General features: G+C 25.3%; 24 protein-coding genes and 1 pseudogene. 4 read left to right on the forward strand and 21 right to left on the reverse strand.

Annotated elements, in window-relative coordinates:
- Positions 1–162 precede the first annotated feature (162 nt).
- The 9 genes from J7M87_RS08750 to J7M87_RS08790 all read right to left on the reverse strand — a co-directional run bounded on the left by J7M87_RS08750 (position 163) and on the right by J7M87_RS08790 (position 8,220).
- Entirely contained in the window at positions 163–315 is a 153-nt protein-coding gene (locus J7M87_RS08750) for a hypothetical protein (RefSeq protein WP_291650677.1), read from the reverse strand.
- Between the two features lie 69 nt (positions 316–384).
- Complete coding sequence (locus J7M87_RS08755) at positions 385–897, reverse strand: hypothetical protein (RefSeq protein WP_291650679.1); 513 nt, start codon at positions 895–897, stop codon at positions 385–387.
- Between the two features lie 105 nt (positions 898–1,002).
- Complete coding sequence (locus J7M87_RS08760) at positions 1,003–1,731, reverse strand: HAD-IB family hydrolase (RefSeq protein WP_209740776.1); 729 nt, start codon at positions 1,729–1,731, stop codon at positions 1,003–1,005.
- Between the two features lie 176 nt (positions 1,732–1,907).
- Positions 1,908–3,572, reverse strand: a complete 1,665-nt coding sequence (locus J7M87_RS08765) for a ribonuclease J (RefSeq protein ID WP_291650684.1) — start codon at positions 3,570–3,572, stop codon at positions 1,908–1,910.
- Positions 3,573–3,699: 127 nt separating this feature from the next.
- Complete coding sequence (locus J7M87_RS08770; RefSeq protein ID WP_291650686.1) at positions 3,700–5,208, reverse strand: DUF1846 domain-containing protein; 1,509 nt, start codon at positions 5,206–5,208, stop codon at positions 3,700–3,702.
- 310 nt (positions 5,209–5,518) lie between these two features.
- The gene (locus J7M87_RS08775) at positions 5,519–6,451 is read right to left on the reverse strand and encodes a hypothetical protein (protein WP_291650688.1); all 933 of its coding nucleotides are present in this window, start codon (positions 6,449–6,451) and stop codon (positions 5,519–5,521) included.
- A 76-nt stretch (positions 6,452–6,527) separates the two neighbouring features.
- Positions 6,528–6,860, reverse strand: coding sequence for a hypothetical protein (locus J7M87_RS08780; protein ID WP_291650690.1), 333 nt, complete (start codon positions 6,858–6,860; stop codon positions 6,528–6,530).
- A 127-nt stretch (positions 6,861–6,987) separates the two neighbouring features.
- A complete protein-coding gene (locus J7M87_RS08785) occupies positions 6,988–7,884 on the reverse strand; it encodes an HD domain-containing protein (RefSeq protein WP_291650691.1) in 897 nt (298 codons plus the stop codon).
- Positions 7,885–8,016: 132 nt separating this feature from the next.
- Positions 8,017–8,220 carry a hypothetical protein gene (locus J7M87_RS08790; RefSeq protein ID WP_291650694.1) on the reverse strand — a complete coding sequence of 68 codons (204 nt, stop codon included), beginning with the start codon at positions 8,218–8,220 and terminating at the stop codon, positions 8,017–8,019.
- 158 nt (positions 8,221–8,378) lie between these two features.
- Here J7M87_RS08790 and J7M87_RS08795 point away from each other — a divergent pair, with 158 nt between their 5' ends.
- Complete coding sequence (locus tag J7M87_RS08795; RefSeq protein ID WP_291650695.1) at positions 8,379–8,768, forward strand: PadR family transcriptional regulator; 390 nt, start codon at positions 8,379–8,381, stop codon at positions 8,766–8,768.
- Between the two features lie 332 nt (positions 8,769–9,100).
- Positions 9,101–9,580, forward strand: a complete 480-nt coding sequence (locus J7M87_RS08800; protein ID WP_291650696.1) for a hypothetical protein — start codon at positions 9,101–9,103, stop codon at positions 9,578–9,580.
- Between the two features lie 29 nt (positions 9,581–9,609).
- On the opposite strand, the gene J7M87_RS08805 is transcribed toward J7M87_RS08800, so the two are convergent.
- The 9 genes from J7M87_RS08805 to J7M87_RS08845 form a co-directional block, all read right to left on the reverse strand.
- On the reverse strand, positions 9,610–9,807 hold the full coding sequence (locus J7M87_RS08805; protein ID WP_291650697.1) for a hypothetical protein: 198 nt from the start codon (positions 9,805–9,807) through the stop codon (positions 9,610–9,612).
- Positions 9,808–9,884: 77 nt separating this feature from the next.
- Positions 9,885–10,418: a hypothetical protein gene (locus J7M87_RS08810; RefSeq protein ID WP_291650698.1), complete on the reverse strand. Its 534-nt coding sequence runs from the start codon at positions 10,416–10,418 to the stop codon at positions 9,885–9,887.
- A gap of 15 nt (positions 10,419–10,433) precedes the next feature.
- Positions 10,434–10,616 (reverse strand): hypothetical protein, encoded by a 183-nt coding sequence (locus J7M87_RS08815; protein WP_291650699.1) that lies wholly within the window; start codon positions 10,614–10,616, stop codon positions 10,434–10,436.
- Between the two features lie 40 nt (positions 10,617–10,656).
- Positions 10,657–11,238, reverse strand: a complete 582-nt coding sequence (locus J7M87_RS08820) for a hypothetical protein (protein WP_291650700.1) — start codon at positions 11,236–11,238, stop codon at positions 10,657–10,659.
- Positions 11,239–11,636: 398 nt separating this feature from the next.
- The gene (locus tag J7M87_RS08825; protein WP_291650701.1) at positions 11,637–12,422 is read right to left on the reverse strand and encodes an ABC transporter ATP-binding protein; all 786 of its coding nucleotides are present in this window, start codon (positions 12,420–12,422) and stop codon (positions 11,637–11,639) included.
- A 10-nt stretch (positions 12,423–12,432) separates the two neighbouring features.
- Positions 12,433–13,455, reverse strand: a complete 1,023-nt coding sequence (locus J7M87_RS08830) for an iron ABC transporter permease (protein WP_291650702.1) — start codon at positions 13,453–13,455, stop codon at positions 12,433–12,435.
- Entirely contained in the window at positions 13,448–14,455 is a 1,008-nt protein-coding gene (locus tag J7M87_RS08835; protein WP_291650703.1) for an iron ABC transporter permease, read from the reverse strand. The genes J7M87_RS08830 and J7M87_RS08835 overlap by 8 nt, the downstream gene beginning before the upstream one ends.
- Positions 14,456–14,509: 54 nt before the next feature.
- Positions 14,510–15,454, reverse strand: coding sequence for an ABC transporter substrate-binding protein (locus J7M87_RS08840; protein ID WP_291650704.1), 945 nt, complete (start codon positions 15,452–15,454; stop codon positions 14,510–14,512).
- Between the two features lie 110 nt (positions 15,455–15,564).
- Positions 15,565–16,416, reverse strand: coding sequence for an AraC family transcriptional regulator (locus J7M87_RS08845; protein ID WP_291650705.1), 852 nt, complete (start codon positions 16,414–16,416; stop codon positions 15,565–15,567).
- Positions 16,417–16,477: 61 nt separating this feature from the next.
- Between J7M87_RS08845 and J7M87_RS08850 the strand changes: the two genes are divergently transcribed.
- On the forward strand, positions 16,478–17,212 hold the full coding sequence (locus J7M87_RS08850; protein WP_291650706.1) for an alpha/beta hydrolase-fold protein: 735 nt from the start codon (positions 16,478–16,480) through the stop codon (positions 17,210–17,212).
- A gap of 202 nt (positions 17,213–17,414) precedes the next feature.
- Here J7M87_RS08850 and J7M87_RS08855 read toward each other — a convergent pair.
- Positions 17,415–17,924 (reverse strand): annotated as a pseudogene (locus J7M87_RS08855) (FAD-dependent oxidoreductase); the annotation flags it as partial.
- Between J7M87_RS08855 and J7M87_RS08860 the strand changes: the two are divergent.
- Entirely contained in the window at positions 17,910–18,188 is a 279-nt protein-coding gene (locus J7M87_RS08860) for a helix-turn-helix transcriptional regulator (protein WP_291650707.1), read from the forward strand. The pseudogene J7M87_RS08855 and the gene J7M87_RS08860 overlap by 15 nt on opposite strands.
- Positions 18,189–18,228: 40 nt before the next feature.
- Here the strand turns inward: J7M87_RS08860 and J7M87_RS08865 are convergent, their stop codons facing one another.
- Positions 18,229–19,524: a DUF4041 domain-containing protein gene (locus J7M87_RS08865; RefSeq protein ID WP_291650708.1), complete on the reverse strand. Its 1,296-nt coding sequence runs from the start codon at positions 19,522–19,524 to the stop codon at positions 18,229–18,231.
- Positions 19,525–20,508: 984 nt separating this feature from the next.
- On the reverse strand, positions 20,509–20,805 hold a 297-nt coding region (locus tag J7M87_RS08870), incomplete at its 5' end, for a hypothetical protein (protein ID WP_365845053.1).

Raw genomic sequence — 20,805 nt, forward strand, 5'->3', positions numbered from 1 at the left:
TTCAATTAATTATTCATTGCAATTTCACCCTAATAACCTTATCATCTATTTAACATCATTGTTAACTTTTTGTGTTCTTGATTTAATGCAAAACTAATTACTATAAGAGCAATTTAATAAAAAAAATAATATCTAATATAATATTAGATATTATTTTTTTGTTTATTTCATTCTTCTTTTTGCTTTATTCATTTTTTTATATAATTTAGCATTATGAACTATATCCATAAAATCATCAGCTATTTCTAATAATAAATTGCTTTTCATCTTCTTTCTTTTAAGATTTCTCTTCATTTTTCTCATTAGTTTGCTCATGTTTAACACCTCCTAAGGTTGTACTTTACATTTATAGTTTCCCCTTAAGAGTAAATTTTATTATAGAAATTAAACCAAAGTAGTTATTATAGTGTTTATAAAATCTTCCTTTTTGGAATTTAAATACTCTCCGTAATAGTCATTGTTTAAGTCTTTATCTATTTCAATTATACTAGATAATATAAAATTATTTATATCCATAGAGTATCTAAGTTCTATTTCATTTTTAATACTTCTAAATTCTTCAATTCCACCACCTTTTCTATATTTTCTAATTAAAGAATCTAAATAAGTATTATATTCCTTTATTTTATAAACTATTTTTTGAACGTACTTCTTTTTAGTTTTTATATAATTTTTTTCATATTCTAACTTTATTTTAATTAACTCTAAAATAGAATATTTCTTTTCTAATACTTCTATACATGCATATTCATTTTGAAAAGAGCTTTGCAATATAAGAAGTGCTAATTCATCGTCACTTTTTATAGTTTCTAAAAGCTCCTTTCCTCCTACTATTTCAACAGCTTTTCTAAGCTGTTTTATTTTTTCTTCTAACATTTTATTATCAATAGTTAACATACCAATCTCCTTAAATTAATGACTTTTTCCTTTGTAATTCATTAATTATTATATAACCTAAGGAGTTTATTGTCTATTGTATTATTAACTTCATTATATTAACTTTTATAAAACATTTATGCAATTTATATCTAAGTTATAAGTTACATCTTTACGCTCTACAATAACTTTTATCTTTTCTCTTATTTCTTTATCTTCCATAACTTTATCTAGAAGTTCTTTTGTAGGATTTATTGCATATGGTATTCCTACAGACTTAAACATAGTTATATCTCCCGATGTATCTCCATATGCATAGCTTTTGCTTAAATCAATATTATATTTCTTTTGAAGCTCATTAATAGCATTTAATTTACTTTCATGATCCCACATAGGAATTACTTCACCACTATACTTATTATCACCATCTAATTTATAAATTGTTCCTCTATAATCATCCATGTTATATTTCTTGGACATTTCTTTTACTAATTCACTTGGAGATCCTGATATTGCAATAACTATATGACCTTGCTCTTTATGCCACTTTATTCTTTCTCTACTGAATGTATATACTCTATCACCCTTTTGTTCTATAACTTTTTTAGCTATATAATCTATATGATATTTATCTATTCCTTTTATTGCTTCAACATAAATATCTACCATTTTTAAAAGATACGTATCATAATCACCTTGCCTTTTGTCCCATTTGATATATGAAGGTCTTACGTCTTTATACCATTTATTTTCACTAACTAGTTCATATTTTATTATCTTTTTAAATACTTCTGTAATTAAACCTTCTCTATATATAGTCCCATCAATATCAAAAAATGCTGCTACGTTTTTCATAAAACCCCTCCTATTTATTTTTTACTATCTATTATATATATGTTTCAAATAATAATCTACATATTTATTTAACTAAATTATAAAATTTAAAGATATATTTTATTTATAATATTTACTTTATTTATATACTAAAATCACTTGTAAATTTATTTTTTTATACTAGCTTATTAATTTTTTTAAATTTCCATAATTATTGGTATAATTGTAGGTCTTCTTTTTGTTTTATCGTAAATATATCGCTCTAAAGCTTTCTTCACATTTGTTTTTATTAAATACCATTCTAAAATTTTATCGTCTAAACAATTTTGAAGTTCATCAGTTGCAATTTGCTTTAATTCCTTTATTAAATCTTCAGATTCTTTTACGTATACAAAACCTCTTGTAATTATATCTGGACCTGCTATTATACTATAGCTTTCTTTTTCTATTGTCACAACTATATTAACTAAGCCATCTTGTGCCAAATGCTTTCTATCCCTTAATACTAATGTTCCTACATCTCCAACACCTAATCCATCAACCAAAACAGTACCTGTTGTTACCTTTCCGGATATTCTAGCACTACTATCATTTATTTCTAATACTTCTCCGCGTTCTAGCATAAATACATCTTTAGAATCCATCCCTAGGCTAATTGCTAAATCTTTATGATGTTTTAAATGTCTATATTCACCATGAACAGGCATAAAGTATTTAGGTTTTATTAATCTATACATTAATTTTAATTCTTCTCTATATGCATGACCTGATACGTGTACCTCTTCTAAATCTTCATAAATAACTTCTGCACCTTTTTTAAATAATTGATTTATAACTTTTGAAATTAACTTATCATTTCCTGGTATTGGTGATGCAGAAATTATAAATAAGTCATCTCTTTCTATTTTTATTTTTCTATGAGTTCCAAAAGCTATTCTTGCTAATGCTGCCATTGGTTCGCCCTGACTACCTGTTGTTATAATTGTTATATTTTCATTAGAGTAATTATTTATATCATCAATTTCAATTAACATTCCATCTGGTATATGAAGATAACCAAGCTCAAAAGCTACTTTTGATATGCTTTCCATGCTTCTTCCTGAAAAAGCTACCCTCCTATTATTTTCTATAGAAGCATTTATAATCTGCTGCATTCTATGTATATTTGATGCAAAGGTTGCAATGATTATTCTTCCCTTTGCCCCTCTAAAAATCCTATTAAATGTATTACCTATTGATTTCTCTGACATTGTGTAGCCAGATCTTTCAACATTTGTACTATCAGCCATCAATAAAATGACTCCTTCTTTTCCTATAGTTGATATTCTATCTATATCTATAACCTTATCATCTATAGGTGTTAAGTCTATTTTAAAATCACCAGTATGGAATATAACTCCTAAAGGAGTTTTTATAGATAAACAGCATGATTCTGCTATACTGTGTGTGCTTTGTATAAATTCTACACTTATATTTTTTAAGTCAACCTTTGATCCTGGATCTACGCTTATTAAATTGCTAGTCTCTATTAAATCATGTTCTCTTAATTTATTTTCAATAATAGCTAATGCTAATTTTGTTCCATATATCGGTACATTTAATTGTTTCAATATGTATGGAATTGCTCCAATATGATCTTCATGACCATGTGTAATAAAAAATCCTTTTACTTTATCTTTGTTTTGCTTTAAATATGTTATATCTGGAATTATCAAATCTACTCCATACATTTCTTCATCTGGAAAAGCAACACCACAATCTACTACAATTATTTCATCGCTAACTTCTATAGCTGTAATATTTTTTCCTATTTCTCCTACTCCACCTAAAGGAATAATTTTAACGGATAAATCAATATTCATTTAAAAAACCTCCTATTCTATTAAGAATAGTATTTCCTAAAATTGATTTAAAATTATAGTATAAATAGAAATTTTATTGATTTATAAAAAACTATCTCTAGAGTTCTCTAAAGATAGTTTTAAATTACTAATTATTATAATATAAACTTTCACTTTGATATTCTGGATCACAAGTTATATCTATTCCAAGTCTTCTAAATGTTTGTTCGTCATTTGTAGTTATAATAGTTGTTGAATGAGCTTGACATCCTTTTAGCATCTTTAACTTATCTAAAGCTACTTGTGCTGTTGGATTAGTAGCAGCACATATACTTAATGCAATTAATATCTCTTCACAGTTTAAAACAGTATTATTTATTCCTAATGTCTTTAACTTTAAATTTTTAATTGGTTCTAATATTACAGGAGATAAAAGATGAATATCATCTGATATATTTGCAAGATGCTTAATAGAATTTAATATAACAGCGGCTGTAGCATCCATTACTTGTGAGCTTTTTCCTGTTATTATGCTTCCGTCTTCAAGCTCTAATGCAACTGCTGAAAATAATTCATTTTTATTCCCTAAACTTCTTTGTTTTAATAAAGATTCTCTTGCTGGGATTACAACTTTTCTATCTGTTTCTTTTAGATTTAGCTCTTCCATAATAAGCTTTGCTCTATCAGATGTTTCTTTATCTACATAACCTTTTTTATATTCACAAGTAGTTTTAAAATATCTTCTTATTATTTCTTGCTTTGACGCCTCTTTAACTACTTCATCATCTACTATTCCATAACCAACTCTATTTACTCCCATATCCGTTGGTGATTTATAAACTGATTCCTCACCAGTAATCTTTTCTATGATTCTTTTTAATACTGGGAAGCTTTCTATATCTCTATTATAATTTACAGCCACCTTATTATAAGCATCAAAATGGAATGAATCTATCATATTTACATCTTTTAAATCTACAGTTGCTGCTTCATATGCTATATTTAAAGGATGCTTTAATGGAACATTCCAAACTGGGAAAGTTTCAAATTTAGAGTATCCTGCAGCATTTCCTCTTTTATTTTCATGATATAATTGACTTAAACATGTTGCAAGTTTACCACTTCCTGGACCTGGAGCTGTAACTACTACTATTGGCTTAGTAGTTTCTATGTAAGGGTTTTTTCCATATCCTTCATCACTTACTATAGTATCAACATCTGTTGGATATCCCTTTGTTGCTTCATGCTTATAAACCTTTATTCCTCTACGCTCTAATTTATTTATAAAAACAGTGGTAGCCGGTTGTCCATTATATCTTGTTATAACAACACTATTTACATCAAGTTCATAGGCTCTTAAATCATCTATTAATCTTAGGACTTCTAAATCATATGTAATGCCAAAATCGCCTCTTATTTTATTTCTTTCTATATCTCCTGCGTAGACGCAAATAACAACTTCAACTTTTTCTTTTAATTTTTGTAAAAGCTTTATTTTAGCATTTTCATCGAATCCTGGTAAAACTCTTTTTGCATGTAAGTCAAACATAAGTTTTCCACCAAATTCTAAATATAATTTATCATAATTATTTACTCGCTCTAATATATATTTAGATTGCTCTTCTAAATATTTTTTATGGTCAAATCCTACTTTCATCTTAATGCCTCTTTTCCTTTTATTCTTTATGTTACTCACTAAAAATTAATTATACAACAATTTTTTTTTTCTTTCTACATTAAGTTAAAAAGTGAAGATATATAAATTTTCTTATTAACTTAATGAATGAAACTGTAAAATATTCTTATATTTAATCATCGCTATCATAATAAGTTATTTTATCAATTACATTATTTTTTCTTTGTCAAGTTTTAAGCTTTCTTCAATATTTTAATATCTTATATAATCACATTTTAAAATTAAACTGTAATACTCCTTATATCAAATTAAAAGTATATGCTTATTATAATTATAAGCATATACTTATAGGTAAAATCATTATCATCTTCCCTTTTATATTACACTCTGGCTTTTTGGGAAGAATTATATTATTTTCTTTTAAAACTTCTAAATATGGATCTATGGAATCAATTATTTGCTGGTAATATTCCTCTTGAGATGATTTCCTTAATAAACTTATGCATTTATTATCATCTTCCTTTATCATCATAACCTTACCAAAAATCTTACAAGAGCAATGAACTAAATCAAACATATGAGAATGATTATTCAAAAAGTTATTTTCACTTATTGTAAGAACTAATGAGGCTTTTTCATTTTGTATAAGTAAGTCATGAGTTCCATTTGCAGTTATAGACTTTCTTAAACCTTCTAAAAGTTTGCAAATTATAGTAAAATTTAATGTTTTTAGGTCTTTCTTTTCTAATAAAGTATTTAAAAAATCTACTCCATAACAATTAATAGTATCAATTAATGTATCTATATAAAGAGGAAGTGAAGTTTCTTGTACACATCCAGTTATTTGAATGTAGTCTCCTTCTTTTATATCTCCATTTTCAATAGAATTACTATCAACTTGCTTAACATTTTTACTAGTATTCATCTTATTTAACAAATCATTGTGAAGGGTAAATACAGTACTAATCTTTTTAATTTCTTGTTCATTTCTATCAAAATCTCTTCCTTCCAAACCTAAGCTTCTATCTCTTCCATTTTGATAATGATCTTCACAAGTTTTATGTTTAGTTTTATATCCCTCTATTTTATCTCTATGATCCCTAAAATCTGAACCGTTAGATTCTCTATCTCCTATTTTTACATTTCCTCCAAAAGTTCTATCCTTAATTCTCCTATATGTTCTTATATCAATATAGCCATTTAATGCTACTGAATTTAAATTTTTAATTAACACTTCATCTAAATATATTAATAAGTCCAACATTAGTGTCCTCCTAAAGCAATTATATACTTTTACACCATATTATATTAGACTAAATCCTATTTAATAACTTTTAAGACTATTTTTTATTTTTATTTAATAAAATACTTTCAATTTCATTTAAAAGTTCTTTATCTCCGTTTTCTAATATAAGATTACCCTTTTTGCTTCCTTCTATTATTCTTAGTATTGTTACTTCATCTTCTAGCTCTTTTATCTTTTTATTAATTTCAATTTTATTTTTTTTAGATAATTCAAAAGAGTATACCTTATTGCCGCAAACTAAGCATTTTCCATATAGCTTATCGTAAGTAATTTTTCCTATATTAAATTCTTTACTTTCTTTGCAACTGCTAACTTCTATATCCTGAATCTTATTACATTCTTCACAAAAACATCTACTTTGTTGCATAACTTCACCTCTAATATACTGTATTAATATATTGTACCATATACTTTACCATTTTTATGATTATATTTGAATTATAATAATAAAATGTCATCTTCAGTTAAAAATTATTAACGATTTATAGTTCTTCTTATATATAAATTCTTCCGTTAATTCTTTTATCAAAATTTGTCCACTCACCGATTTCTGAACCACTTGATATTATACTTATTTTATTTAATGTTGCATCAACATAATCAGCATAATGAACTATATACGCTTCCATTGAGTTTGGTTCTTTTGGAGATCCAAATTCAGGTTTTCCATGGTGCTGAATTATTACAGCCTTTAATCTGTTTATAAAATCACTAGAGTAAATTGTCCTATCACTATTAAAAGCTTCCTCTAACATATTTAATCCAATAATAATATGTCCTTGAAGTTCTCCTTCTAAAGTATAAGAAAATGGTCCATCATAAACCATTTCTCTTATTTTTCCTATATCATGCAATTTTGCTCCTAATATGGCTATTTCTTTATGTTTACAATTATATCTATAAGATAAATCACGAGCTAGGCTTGTTACTGCTAAAGTATGCTCAGCTAATCCTCCAATATAATTATGATGATTAAATACTCCCCCTATTGCTCTTGAAAATTTACTTAAAAACTCTTCATTATTAAAAAAATAATCGTCAATTGTTCTAGCTTCTAAACTTTTGAATTCAGATTTACTTATATTCTTTAATTCATCCATGATTTCATTTATTGATTTCTTAACTGAAGGTAAGTAATCTAATATATCTATCTCTGAAATCTTCTTTATATAATTAACTTTAAATTTTGATGCTAATTTCCCCTTAACTAATATAACATCTCCAATATTTATAACTGTATTTATATTTTTTATATAAGCCTTTATTTCTCCTGAATTATCTCCAATAACTGCAATAAAGTCATTTTTATCATAAGATAATATTTTTATCACCATAAAAGTACTTTCAATAATTTCATTCATTTTTGCGTCTTTTAAATATAATTGTTTCATATGTACCACCTTATATATCTTTTTCTTATAAATTATTATTAGCCTATACGGGAAAAAAATTCTTACATAAATCTATATTTAATATTAGATTTTAATAATAAAAGGATGCTAATGCACCCTTTTATTATTTTACTACCAACAGCCGCCTAGTAATAATAACCATAATATTGGATAGAATCCACCACAACCGAAGCCGCAATTTCCAAAACCGCCACCAAATCCGCCGCCGAATCCACCGCAGCCTCCAAATCCACCGCCACAACAGTTATTACAGCATCCTCCGCCACAACAGTTATTTCTACAACAGCACCTATTACCTCTAGATCTTCTTGACATGTTAATCAACTCCTATTCTTTTGTATAGTACATTGTATTCATTACATATTGTTTATGTTCAGTAATATTTCTTTTATTTTATTATCATTTACGAGTATATTATTTAAATGTACTTTTATTTACTTATATGCTAAACTATAAAAAAGGAGGTATGTACTATGGAAAAAAGAAATAGATTAGTTGCACCTAGAAATGTTGTAAATACAAAAATGCTTTATAGCTTTTATATATTAAAAGAATTATCAAAAGGAAATGTTATTTTTGGAAATAGGGTTCTTGAAGAATTTAGAAATAGGTTTTCAGAAACTTCTCTTCCATTTCCTGTTTCATCTAGTACAATATATGAAACTCTTTATGATTTGGAATTAAAAGGATATGTTAAGAGTTCCTGGACTGGTGATGAATTTTTAAATAAAAGAAGTAAAAAAATCTATTCAATAACAGACAGTGGAATTGAATATTATAAAAATCACATTGCAGATTATATTAGTAACCTAAATAAAACTAAAGCTACCTTAGATATAATGATAGATATGCTGATGAAATAATCAGCATTTTTTAGTTTAATTAATATAAGTTCTTTTGCAAAATAACTTGTAACTTTTCTTAGCCTTAGAAATATTATAGTTAATATATATGCTTTCAAGCTCTATTTTACGTAAATTATTATATTAATTTTAATACTATTAGGATTAATTGCAACATATATTAAAACATATATAATTTAAATAAAAATTTTTAGCATATTATAAAAATATATTATAAATGCATTTCTATTTGTTTAATTACTAATAAAATAGTTTTAAATTTTATATAAGTTGTTTTTATATTTTTAATAATATTAGTGCAGCTTATATAGTATTTCTAAGGAGGAATAATTATGAAGGAAACTAAAAATATTGATAATTTCTTTAAATTACATCTAAATAATTTTAATACTTTAGAAAAATATATAATTTCTTTTGAATTAAAAGATGACAAATTATCTCTGAATTTTAATGATATCAACTGTTTACCCTCAGACAAGATATCAGTATTTTTAAAAAATATTAAAACACGCGAAATATTTAAATGTTCTTCACTTATAAACAATAATAACTTAAGTATTGAATTAAGTAATTTAAAATATTTTTGTACTGATTATGAGTATAGTATTATTATAATTAATGAAGTTAACAACTCATCAACAATGATTTATCCTAAATATAAGAATAAAGATCAAAACTATTCAGTAATTGCTAATTCATCTAACAAACATATTAAGTGGTTTTTAAGATTATTAGAAAATGATGAATTTAGATTATCTGCAATTGCCCTATTTTCAAATTACAATAACATTGAAGAAAATATTTCATCATAAAAATAAGGGTACCTACTTCAGGATACCCTTTAAAAATACTTACAATTTAGATTTTCTATAAAGCATTTTTTAGAACAATAAATATTTAAATCTACTTTATCTATGTATGCATCTTTAATATTAATATTTATACTACAATATTTGCATTCTACAGTTATTTCATCTACTATTTCTTCTTCTAAATCTTCGTTATTAAATTTTTCTATAAAATTCTTTAAATGATTCATAAATAACACCCACTTATATAATAACTAACATTAATTATTATGATAAATAAGTATAATTTATGTGCTTATTTAAAATTTCATAATAAATTATTAGATTTTGCAATATTAAAATAGTCTTTTATATTACCTTCATCTATATTATCTTTATCATAAAATAATGGAAACTTCAAATTATAATTTCCCCATACTGTAACTGGTCCTTTAGTAAAATAAAATGTTATAAAAAATAATTCTCTAGTACATAACTTAGTTAGTAGTTTTATATACTTTTTGTCACTTATTTCAAAAAGTATATCATTTATAGTTCCTGCATTTAAAATTTTATTAAATAGTTTTATTTCTTCTAAATTAAGATTATTTTCAATAAATTCAATGCTATCTTTATCTAGTTTGTTTTTATAAAAATCTACTATTATTTTATTTTCATCATAATTTAAATCAAAAAAGCTTTCTAATGTTTTAATAAAACCCTCTTCAATTTCTTCCTTCTTTTTATCTTTTCTAGAATAAAGCTCAACATACTTAAATTTATCAAATCCATCTAAAATATTATCAAACTTTATTTTTATTATTTTATCAAAATCTGTTTTACTTATGGCTTTAATCCCCATATTTCCCCCTACTTTTTACACAATTTTATTCCACTCATACAGTTGCTTTCTAACTACACTTATTAATTCATTTAAATTCTCTGTTTCAATTTCTGCAACTTCATTTAAAGTATTATTTTTAATTACCTGTTTATATTTTATTATCTTATTATGATCATAGTTCCAAACCTCTTGTATTTTTCCTTTTTCTATTTCCATAACTATTCTCCCTTTATATAATAAATATTAAAGGATAATATTAAACCTTAAAAACAGCTTTTTTATCTCCAACAGCATCACTATAACAAATACCCATTTTTCTCTTAGTAATTTTACCTTTCTCAAATAAATATCCATTATAGTAACTCCTATCATTTAGTATATCCCTAATTATATAAATTACTAACAAATCTTTTTCCATTTCTAAATGTGACGTATTAATTATATTGTTAAGGTAATCTATACGTGTATTTGATGAAGTTTCTAATATCTGTATATATATTTTATTTGGCTCTTCTTTTACTTTATACAATAGGTTTTGTATTGCCTGTAAGTCATTAATTAAATCATTTTCTCTAAAAAGCTGTAATTTCATAGAACTTGAGGATAATGTATTAGAATCATAATCTTTCCATGATACTTCAATATTACTCAATAAGGCTTCATCATCATTATTAATTCCCTTGTGCATTACTGAATAGCCTAAAAATTGTCCAAGCATTATGAAATATTTAATTTCTTTTTTTACTGCTTCAAATCTACTACTATTCTTCTTTAAACCGAAATTTACATAATTTCTTATAAATCCATTAAATATATTCATTAAATCAAAGTCTAACATATTTACTCCTATCCAAAATTTATATATAGTATTCTATCATTTATATTCATATTATTCTAGCAAATAAAATTTAAAATTTATTACTAATAAATTCTCTAACTAGAATCAACCTAAAGACTATAAAAAAGGAAAATAGATTTTATAATACAAGAAATAATTCTTATATTATAATATATAAATGAATAAAATAAAAAATTACTAAATATATAAAATTCTAAATCGCTCATTTCTAACATATTAATATTCCTATCTTTTCAGTTTGAAATCATTCTACTATATATTGAATATAAAATAAAATTGGCATGAATCAAATTAAATTTTAACTCATGCCGTATAAATATTAATTTTTTACATTATATATTTAATAGAGGAATTACTAATTATTGATTTTTCTTTAATTATAGTAATTCATAATTTAAACATAAAGGAACATTATAATTTTCATGTGTTATAAGTTCTGCATTTATATTATAAATATCTTTTAAAACGTCTTTACTCATTATTAAATCTGGAGTATTTTTATATACTATTTTTCCATCCTTCATTGCTACAATAAAATCTGAATACTTTGCAGCATGATTTATATCATGCAAAACCATCACTACAGTACATCCATGTTTATCATTTAAATTTTTTACAATATTAAGTACTTCAAGTTGATGTGACATATCCAAGAAAGTAGTTGGCTCATCTAACAATAATATATCTGTTTCTTGAGCTAAAGCCATGGCAAGCCAAACTCTTTGTCTTTGGCCTCCTGATAAATCTGATAATTCCCTATACCTAAATTCAAAAGTATTTGTTACTTTTAATGCCCATTCAATCTTATTTTTATCTTCATTAGATAATTTGTTTACATTTGTTCTATGAGGATATCTTCCATAAGAAACTAATTCCTCAACTTTTAACTGAGAAGGAGCAGTAGGATTTTGAGATAATATCGCTAACTTTTCTGCAATTTCTTTACTTTTCATATCATTTATATTCTTATCTAGGATGAATATTTCTCCATTTTCTTTTTTTAGTATCCTGCCTATACTTTTTAATAGAGTTGATTTTCCACATCCATTTGCTCCAATAATACTAGTTATTTTTCCTTTTTCAATACTAAGCTTTAGTTCTTCAATTATTATTTTTTTATCATATCCTATTTTTAAATCTTTTATATTAATAGCATTTTTCATATCTTACCTCTTATGATCTGTATAATAAATATATAAAATAAGGAATTCCAATTATAGATATAACTATACCAACAGCTAATTCTGATGGTGCAAAAACAGTTTTAGCAATAAAATCTGATAATATCAATAGAAAAACTCCAACTAATGCTGTTACTGGCATAAGCTTTCTATGATTTATTCCTACTAATTGCCTAGCAATGTGAGGCGCCATTAATCCAATAAATCCTATATTTCCAGCAACACATACACAAGAACTAATTAGACCGACACATGCAAATAGTAATTTTCTTTTTTCCTTTTCTAAATTTATACCTAAATTAATTATACTACTATCTTCTAGCTGAAAATAATCTAATAAATGAACTTTCTTATAAAGATAAATACTTAGAATTATTATCCAAGGAAGCATCATATAAATAAAAGTCCAATTTGCATTATATATTGTTCCAGCTTGCCAAATTGCTGCAAATTCAAAATCTGAAGCATTCATTTTCATAGAAAATAGCATAGAAATAGCTGAAAATCCACTATTTACAGCTATACCAGTTAAAATAAGTCTTTGCATATCCATTTTGTTATTATTTTTTGAAAATAGTAAAATTACTATTGCTGCTAAAATACCACCTATAAATCCAAAGATAGGCATAGAAAAGATATTAAAAATATTACTTCCATCAGATAAGGAGGAATTAAAATTAATAAAATACATATATATAATTACTGCTGCTCCTGCTCCAGAATTTATTCCTAATATTCCTGGATCAGCCAATTCATTCTTTGTAATTCCTTGTAAAAAAAGTCCTGCAATTGATAACCCTATTCCTATTAAAATAGCTATAATTATTCTTGGAAGCCTAAATTCAAATACCACTAATCTAAATTTTTCGTTATCATTTAAATTAAAAAGTGTCTGAAAGACTTCAATTACACTTATGTCAAACATTCCGTTAGTTAAGTGTAAATAGAAAGCTAAAAATATTAATAAAAATAATAATATTATTATAAAAGAATATTTAAGCTTTTTCTTATGCATTTTTCGCCCCTCCCTTAGTTTTTATCATATATAAAAAGAAAGGTACTCCTATAATAGCTGTTACTGTCCCTATTGGTGTTTCAAAAGGATATTCTATGTATCTACTTATTAAATCACATAATCCTAAAAAGAATGCTCCTCCAATCAATGAATAAGGAATAATATATTTATAATCATGTCCAACTAAAATTCTTGTAATATTCGGTATTACTAATCCTACAAAAGCAATCTTACCAACTAAAGCAACTGAAGTAGATGCTAGTAATACTACTGCAACCATAGATATATATTTTATTATATTTGTTCTTTGCCCTAAGCTAATAGCTATATCTTCCCCCAATGAACTTATAGTAATATCCTTAGCTACTATTATTGCAATTATAACTCCAACTACTCCTATTGGAATTATAATTTTTAACAAATCACTATTTACAGTATGAATTTTTGTATTATACCAAGCTGAAATAGTTTGAGATACTTGGAAATACATTGCAATAGCTGAGCCTAAGCTACCTAAAAAACTACCTACTATCGTTCCTATAATCGCAAGTCTAACAGGTGAAAGTCCATTTTTTATATATGAACCTATTCCTAGTACTAATAAAGTTCCAATTATAGATCCAATTATGGAAACTAAAACTAAACTTCCATTTGAAAGTCCTGGATAAAAAATCATAGCTATAGTAATAAAAAAAGCCGAACCGTCATTTACTCCCATTAATGAAGGTGATGCTAAATAATTTCTTGTTATTCCTTGCATAATTGATCCAGCTACTGCTAGAAACCCTCCAACCACCAATACTGCAATAGCTCTTGGTAATCTATTATTTCTTATTATTAAATGATCTACATTATTTTCATCAAATTTAAAAATAGCATCATAAATTACTTCTTTTGGTATAGTTTTAGTTCCCATACTAATAGATAACATAGTAACGCTAATTATCCCTATAGTACATATTATAAATATTAATAAAAATTTTTTATTAAAAACCTTCATATTTTTCCCCTTAAAAAATTATCCAGCCACCCTTAAATGACTGGTATAACTTTGTTATTTTAATAAATTATCTACAACTGCATCTAAGAATTTTACCTTTGACCAAGCTGTTCCACCTTGAGCTAAAGGTTCAACAGCATTAACAAATACTTTATGATTTTTAGAAGCTTCTATACTTTTAAAAATAGGATTTGCTAATAACTCATTTAAAGCTTCTGGAGCTTCTGAATTTTCGCTATCCTCAAATTGTAAGAAAACTACATCTGGATTTATTTCTGCTAATGTTTCTATAGTTAGTTCAGCTTGTGCTTTTGATTGAGTTACTATATCAGGTACTTTTATACCTAAATCAGTATATAAAACTGGATTTAAATATACCCCTTCTGGATACACGTACATTAATCCACCTCTAACCCTAATAACTAATATATTTTGATCTTTATATTTATTCGAAATTTCCTCTTTAGCCTTTGAAGCCTTTTCTTCATAATCAGTAATTATTTTATTAGCTTCTTCTTTTTTATTTGTTATTTCTCCTAGTGCTAGAAGATTATCTTTCCAATTAGATGATATGTGTGAATATGGTAATGTTACCGCTATCTTATTTAACTTATTCATCGTTTCTTCTCCAAATTTAGAAGTTCCCACAATAACGTCAGGATTTAAACCTAGTATAACTTCTGAATTAGGATTCATTTTATCTCCTACTAAAGTTGCCCCTTTAAAATCCTCTGCTAAATATTTAGGTACCTCTCCAGCAACTTCTAAAACACCTACTGCCTCAACCCCTAATACTGCTGCATCCTCCATTCCTTCTAAACTTGCAAGGACTATGTTCTCAGCCTTCTTATCAAAAGAATATTCTTGTCCTAAATAATTTAATGTAAATGATGCATCTTTATTTCCTACACCACTTTGCTCTGATGGTACTTTTACACTACAAGCTGTTAAGTTTGCAACTAGTACTGTTGATATCAATAATGTTAAGTACTTTTTCATATTTATCCTCCATTCATAATGATAATCATTTTCAATTCATGATTATTTTAGCAAAGTATTATGAAAGGTAAAATAGACTTTTGTGATATTTTTTTGTACTTTTGCCGAATCTATTTCTTAAATACAATACCTGTATTAACATTATTATTTATTTCTCTATACTTTCTAGGGCAAATACCTACATTTTTTTTAAAAGTTTTACTAAAATAAAAACAATCATTATATCCAGTCATATCAGATATTTGTGTAATTGTATAGCAAGAAAATTTTAATAACCTCTTAGCTTCTTTTAACCTATATTCTGTTAGATATTTTACAGGTGATAATCCTGTAACTTCTTTAAAAATCTCACTAAATCTTCTTCTATCTATTTCTAAAATATCTGCTATTTCACTAACTGTTATTAATTCATTAAAATTCTTATTTATATAATCAATACCTCTATTAACTAATTTCAATTTATCACTATATTGTGCCGATCTCACATTCTTTATTAATGAATTTATTAAATTTATAAAATCAACTTTACAAGAAAATTTTGAGTATTCATCTGGACTTAATGATTTATCACTAATTGTTTCACAGTACCTTAACAAAGATATCCTATCATCAATTTCTAGATAAAAAGAGTGTTTTTCTATGTTTTCAAATTTTTCTGTAGTCAAAATATTTTTGTAATGAACTACATAATATTCTATGCCTAAATCCCCTGTCTCTACTCTTAAATCCATGCTTGATCCACAATGCAGTATTGTATTTTTATTTAAATTATATTTTTTCCCACCTACAGAAAATGAACATTCTCCTCTTATAGGTATTACTATTCCACATAAATTTTTTGCCGTTTTTCTATTGATATCTTTTTCTTTAGGCGGTAAACTACTTTTAAAAATATCAATGAACTCCATAGAACTTTCTGAAAAATATTCAATTAACCAATTAATACTTCTTTTCATAATCATTGACCTTTTCCTTTTGCTATTTTATACTTATTACTAAATCTTAGCATAAAGGAGTAAATTTATGAATAACTTTAAAATTAAATCAAATCATACTAATAGTTTTTATGATATTAATTTCTATATTCCAGAAGAATCAAAAGCAAATAAACTGCCATTAATAATAGTTCTAGATGGTGACAATTGTTTTGAAGTAGTTAAGTCTTGCATAAAGCAGCAAGGTCAACTATATATTAAGACTGGAGTAAAGCCTTCAATAGTTATTGGTATATCTCATCAAGACTACGAAAAAAAAGAAAAAAGATTCTTAGACTTTACAGCTCCAGCAGAAAAATATTTTATTCCTGAAGAAACTAAATTTAAGATTCCTAATAATCTTGGCGGAAGTGAAAATTTCAATTATTTTATAGAAAAAGAACTTCTACCAATAATTGAACCTAACCTTAACTTCGATAAAAATGATATTACTATAATCGGTCATTCCTTAAGTGGATATTATGTATTGTGGAATTTATTAAAGGGCTCAAATATCTATAAAAATATCATTTCCTTTAGTCCCTCAGTTTGGTGGAATGACTACGAACTTTTAAACTTCCCTAATTTAGAAAATAGTGAAAAGAATGTATTTATAGGTGTTGGAGAAAAAGAAGGTTATATGGTTGATGGCGCAGAAAAAATCTACAATAAAATTAAGAGCTTTAATAATAATTGTAACATCTATGTCGCACCTGAAGAAAATCATGGCTCTGTCGTTATCACTAGTATGAGTAGAGCTCTTAGATATATTTTCTCACTTTAATAAAAATATTGTACATTTTAGAATTATAAAATTAGAGTTATAAAAAGACTTGTTATTTATTTTTAACAAAATATTTTTCTGGATAATTAATACTCTTAACTTTTAAAATACACTATGTACTTTAACTTTTAATCCTAAATCTTAGTATATAAAATAAAAGAGAATAATTATTATTCTCTTTTATTCACCATTTAAGTTATTGCTATATTAATTTTTGATTAAATACGCCATTTAAATTAACTTTTCTAATTCTATCTTTTATCTCAGCACTATCAACAGTATATAGTCCTAATTCTTTCATTCTCTTAAAGTATTCTGCTCCAGCAAAGGTGAATCTATTTTTTCTACCTTCTCTTGTTCCTGCTTTTTCATTTGCAAAAGATATTATATCTCCTATTGCTATTGATCCTGGCAAAATTAATAGAGGTATTCCCATTGCAAGCCTTACAGCATTATGTCCTGCTAAGCTACCAGTGCATATTGCTTCTGTATGACCAACAAAAAGACCTGATTTTTCGCCAGCACAAAATAAGTTATCTACTCCTTTTACCTTTAAATCATTAGTTCTTGGAGCCACTGATAAATATCTTATTGAATTTCCTTTACTACCTGCATATGGATCCACATATTTTGCACTTTCTAAACCTTTAATTTTTCTTAATTTCTTTAACGGATAGTAAGTTGTCATAAGTTTAGCATGTTCTATGAGAATAAAAAGACAACATATAAAGAGATATTCAAAATCTTTGAAAACACTCAATCTAGTATATATTATAATCTCCCCGAAGATAGTCTAAAAGATAAGATTTATAAAATTCGAATGATTCATGGTCTTACTCAAAAAGAATTAGCAGTTAAAACGGGAGTTAGTTATTCTTGCATATGTAAATATGAATCTGGGCGCAATATATCTAAAGAAAATATAGAAAAAATATGTACGGCTTTTAATATTCCTTTGGATTACTTTAACATATAAAAGAGAAAGTGTTTTACTTTCTCTTTTATATGAAATAAATTTAATTTTTATTTAATTGCTCTCTAATTTTAACTGATTCTCTATAATGTTCCGCTTCTGCTATTCTATTAAATTCAACTGTTTTATCAAAATTTTCTTTTATAACATCTTCTATTTCAGATAAAGTAACATAAAAAAATTCTCTTCTTTTATTAATCATATTTAGTTTCCTATTTTCAAAAGCCTTATGTAATGCATTTTCTAGAGCTGGAGCATCTTCAGTAAATATCATAGCATGTACATCAAAATTAAATGGTACTGATGCATCACCTAATTCATCTACTCTTTCCTGTGGATCTAATCTACGTGTCATTCCGATTTTATAAACATTTTCACCAAAGGCCCCTATATTTGAAATTACATATACATATCCAGCTTTTTGATTTTCTTGTCTATAATCTATATCTTTTAAATTATTATTAAGTGCATTTATCTGATTTTCAAGTTCTAATTTTTTATTTACTAAAGCTTGTCTTTGCTCTTCATCTAAATCTTTATTATTTAATTGTTCAATAATTGACTCTAGTGCATTTTTAAAGTGTTTTAAATCTTTCTCTACATTTTTCTTTGCCTCTTCCAATTCTTTTTTTAATCTAGCTTGTTCTCTCAATTCTTCTCTAATACGCTTTTGTTCTTCTTTTTCTTCTTGTTTTTTGACTTGATATTCATATGCTAAATATAACTCTTCTATTTTTAAATTTAAAAATTCATTTCTAAGCCCAACTAATACTGTTTGATTTAATTTATTTAAACTCTCAAATGATTTTTCTATTCTTTTCTTCATACTATCTATATTATTAAACTTAACTCTATCAATTGCATTTTCGCATTCAGTATTAAATGTTCTTAAGATTTGCTTTATATTATCATTAGTCATTTTTCTTCCTTTTGTTTTACTTCCATCAACAGTCCAATTTTCTGAATATGTAACAGCAGTTTTATTTTTTATCATTTCCTTTTGTTTATTTCTTATTTCAACTAACTTTTCATTATATTGTTCTGAAGTCGAAAAATCGTACTTAGGTTGATATAGCCCAAAATTTTGCATTAATATTTCTTCATCTAACATTATTAATTCTTGTTTTCTTATATTCTTCTTATTCTCTAAATCTGTCAATTCTATCTTTAATTTTTCAATCTCCTTATTTAACACATCTCTTTTTACTTTTAATTCATTTAAATACTCCAATATATCTTTAGTCTCTTTCTGCTCTGGAGTTAATAATTTCTTTAAATCATCTATTTCGTGTTTTAATTTTTTATTTTCAGTAGCTTTAATTATATCTAGTAATCCCATGAAAATTCTCCTTTTTTCAACTTTATTTTAACTAATTACAATTTTATCAAATAATTATTTTTATGCAAGAAAAATCCATATAATACTGAAAAACTCAACTTATTTTCCTTTTTTATGTATAAAAAATAATATTACTGTCTAGAATTAAATTAACAAGTTAATATTATTAAATCCCCAAAATAACACCTAGCTACAATTAACTAAGTGTTATTTTTGTTTTATAAGAGAATTTTAATAAGTAATACTTACTATCAAGTATTATTATAAATACATTTTATTTTTATATTAAAACTTTCAATATCAATTGATAAGATTTCACTACGACAATTTTATATAGAAAAATAGCACCCAGTATAAACTGAGTGCTGACATAAATAAAAAAGGAAGAATAATACTTAACAATGAACTATTATATATAATTTACAACGTATTCTATAGTATGCTTGACAGCTACTTGCCGTAAAAATTTTTAACTCATCATAAGTATTATTAACCATAATTATACTTGTCTTTATTCATTTCTAAAATAGTATTTAACGTATATTTTATATCGATATACGAAAATAGCACCCAGTTTATACTAGGTGCTATTCCGTAATTGATACATACACATAATCAAAAGAAAGAAGCTAGCCAATTCCCATTCCATAACTAATTATATTTATTTCTATTCATTTCTTCAATATACTTCACGTTCTTTTAATATTTATTTACGTAAAAAATAACACCTATTAGGGGAATTTCTATTAGATGTTATTTTTTTAAATAGAATAATGATATTGATGGTAATAATGATATTAATGTCGTAGTATCATCTTACTTAATTAAGTTTATACTATCCTTACATTCTATTCAATTTTACTTACGTATTATTTTATATTACATTTTCTTTTAAAGTAAAAAACACCAATACTAAGTAGTAAAGGTGTTTTTTTATAAGATTAAAGAAGTGATATTTAAAGCACCTAGATTGCTCTGGGTGCTTTAGCTTTTAGATTGTATAAAAAATATAATTAATGTTATTACCATAGCTGCTATAGATAAAATAGTTGCTATACAAGTTCCTATTATCCATTTATTGGTTGAATCTATTTTTTCGGACATTAAGTCAACTTTACTATCTATTTTATTGTTTATACTATCTATCTTAGTATCTATTTTATCGTTTATACTGTCTATTTTACTTCCTAATTTTTCATCAATTTTATCGATTTTCGCATTAGTCTCTTTTATGCTATCCATAGTTGAATTAAATAGTTTTTCTAATCTTTCTTCTGAGGC

The sequence above is a fragment of the Clostridium sp. genome, assembly GCF_017888565.1.
Taxonomy (GTDB): Bacteria; Bacillota; Clostridia; order Clostridiales; family Clostridiaceae; genus Clostridium.

Bases quoted from the DNA above. Each gene is read 5' to 3' on its own strand.
- J7M87_RS08860 (WP_291650707.1), top strand. From the start codon at position 17,910: ATGTTCTATGAGAATAAAAAGACAACATATAAAGAGATATTCAAAATC.
- J7M87_RS08830 (WP_291650702.1), bottom strand. From the start codon at position 13,455: ATGCATAAGAAAAAGCTTAAATATTCTTTTATAATAATATTATTATTT.
- J7M87_RS08785 (WP_291650691.1), bottom strand. From the start codon at position 7,884: ATGAAACAATTATATTTAAAAGACGCAAAAATGAATGAAATTATTGAA.
- J7M87_RS08800 (WP_291650696.1), top strand. From the start codon at position 9,101: ATGAAGGAAACTAAAAATATTGATAATTTCTTTAAATTACATCTAAAT.
- J7M87_RS08865 (WP_291650708.1), bottom strand. From the start codon at position 19,524: ATGGGATTACTAGATATAATTAAAGCTACTGAAAATAAAAAATTAAAA.
- J7M87_RS08820 (WP_291650700.1), bottom strand. From the start codon at position 11,238: ATGTTAGACTTTGATTTAATGAATATATTTAATGGATTTATAAGAAAT.
- J7M87_RS08810 (WP_291650698.1), bottom strand. From the start codon at position 10,418: ATGGGGATTAAAGCCATAAGTAAAACAGATTTTGATAAAATAATAAAA.
- J7M87_RS08775 (WP_291650688.1), bottom strand. From the start codon at position 6,451: ATGTTGGACTTATTAATATATTTAGATGAAGTGTTAATTAAAAATTTA.
- J7M87_RS08840 (WP_291650704.1), bottom strand. From the start codon at position 15,454: ATGAAAAAGTACTTAACATTATTGATATCAACAGTACTAGTTGCAAAC.
- J7M87_RS08760 (WP_209740776.1), bottom strand. From the start codon at position 1,731: ATGAAAAACGTAGCAGCATTTTTTGATATTGATGGGACTATATATAGA.
- J7M87_RS08770 (WP_291650686.1), bottom strand. From the start codon at position 5,208: ATGAAAGTAGGATTTGACCATAAAAAATATTTAGAAGAGCAATCTAAA.
- J7M87_RS08790 (WP_291650694.1), bottom strand. From the start codon at position 8,220: ATGTCAAGAAGATCTAGAGGTAATAGGTGCTGTTGTAGAAATAACTGT.
- J7M87_RS08825 (WP_291650701.1), bottom strand. From the start codon at position 12,422: ATGAAAAATGCTATTAATATAAAAGATTTAAAAATAGGATATGATAAA.
- J7M87_RS08845 (WP_291650705.1), bottom strand. From the start codon at position 16,416: ATGATTATGAAAAGAAGTATTAATTGGTTAATTGAATATTTTTCAGAA.
- J7M87_RS08795 (WP_291650695.1), top strand. From the start codon at position 8,379: ATGGAAAAAAGAAATAGATTAGTTGCACCTAGAAATGTTGTAAATACA.
- J7M87_RS08835 (WP_291650703.1), bottom strand. From the start codon at position 14,455: ATGAAGGTTTTTAATAAAAAATTTTTATTAATATTTATAATATGTACT.
- J7M87_RS08850 (WP_291650706.1), top strand. From the start codon at position 16,478: ATGAATAACTTTAAAATTAAATCAAATCATACTAATAGTTTTTATGAT.
- J7M87_RS08815 (WP_291650699.1), bottom strand. From the start codon at position 10,616: ATGGAAATAGAAAAAGGAAAAATACAAGAGGTTTGGAACTATGATCAT.
- J7M87_RS08805 (WP_291650697.1), bottom strand. From the start codon at position 9,807: ATGAATCATTTAAAGAATTTTATAGAAAAATTTAATAACGAAGATTTA.
- J7M87_RS08750 (WP_291650677.1), bottom strand. From the start codon at position 315: ATGAGCAAACTAATGAGAAAAATGAAGAGAAATCTTAAAAGAAAGAAG.
- J7M87_RS08765 (WP_291650684.1), bottom strand. From the start codon at position 3,572: ATGAATATTGATTTATCCGTTAAAATTATTCCTTTAGGTGGAGTAGGA.
- J7M87_RS08755 (WP_291650679.1), bottom strand. From the start codon at position 897: ATGTTAACTATTGATAATAAAATGTTAGAAGAAAAAATAAAACAGCTT.
- J7M87_RS08780 (WP_291650690.1), bottom strand. From the start codon at position 6,860: ATGCAACAAAGTAGATGTTTTTGTGAAGAATGTAATAAGATTCAGGAT.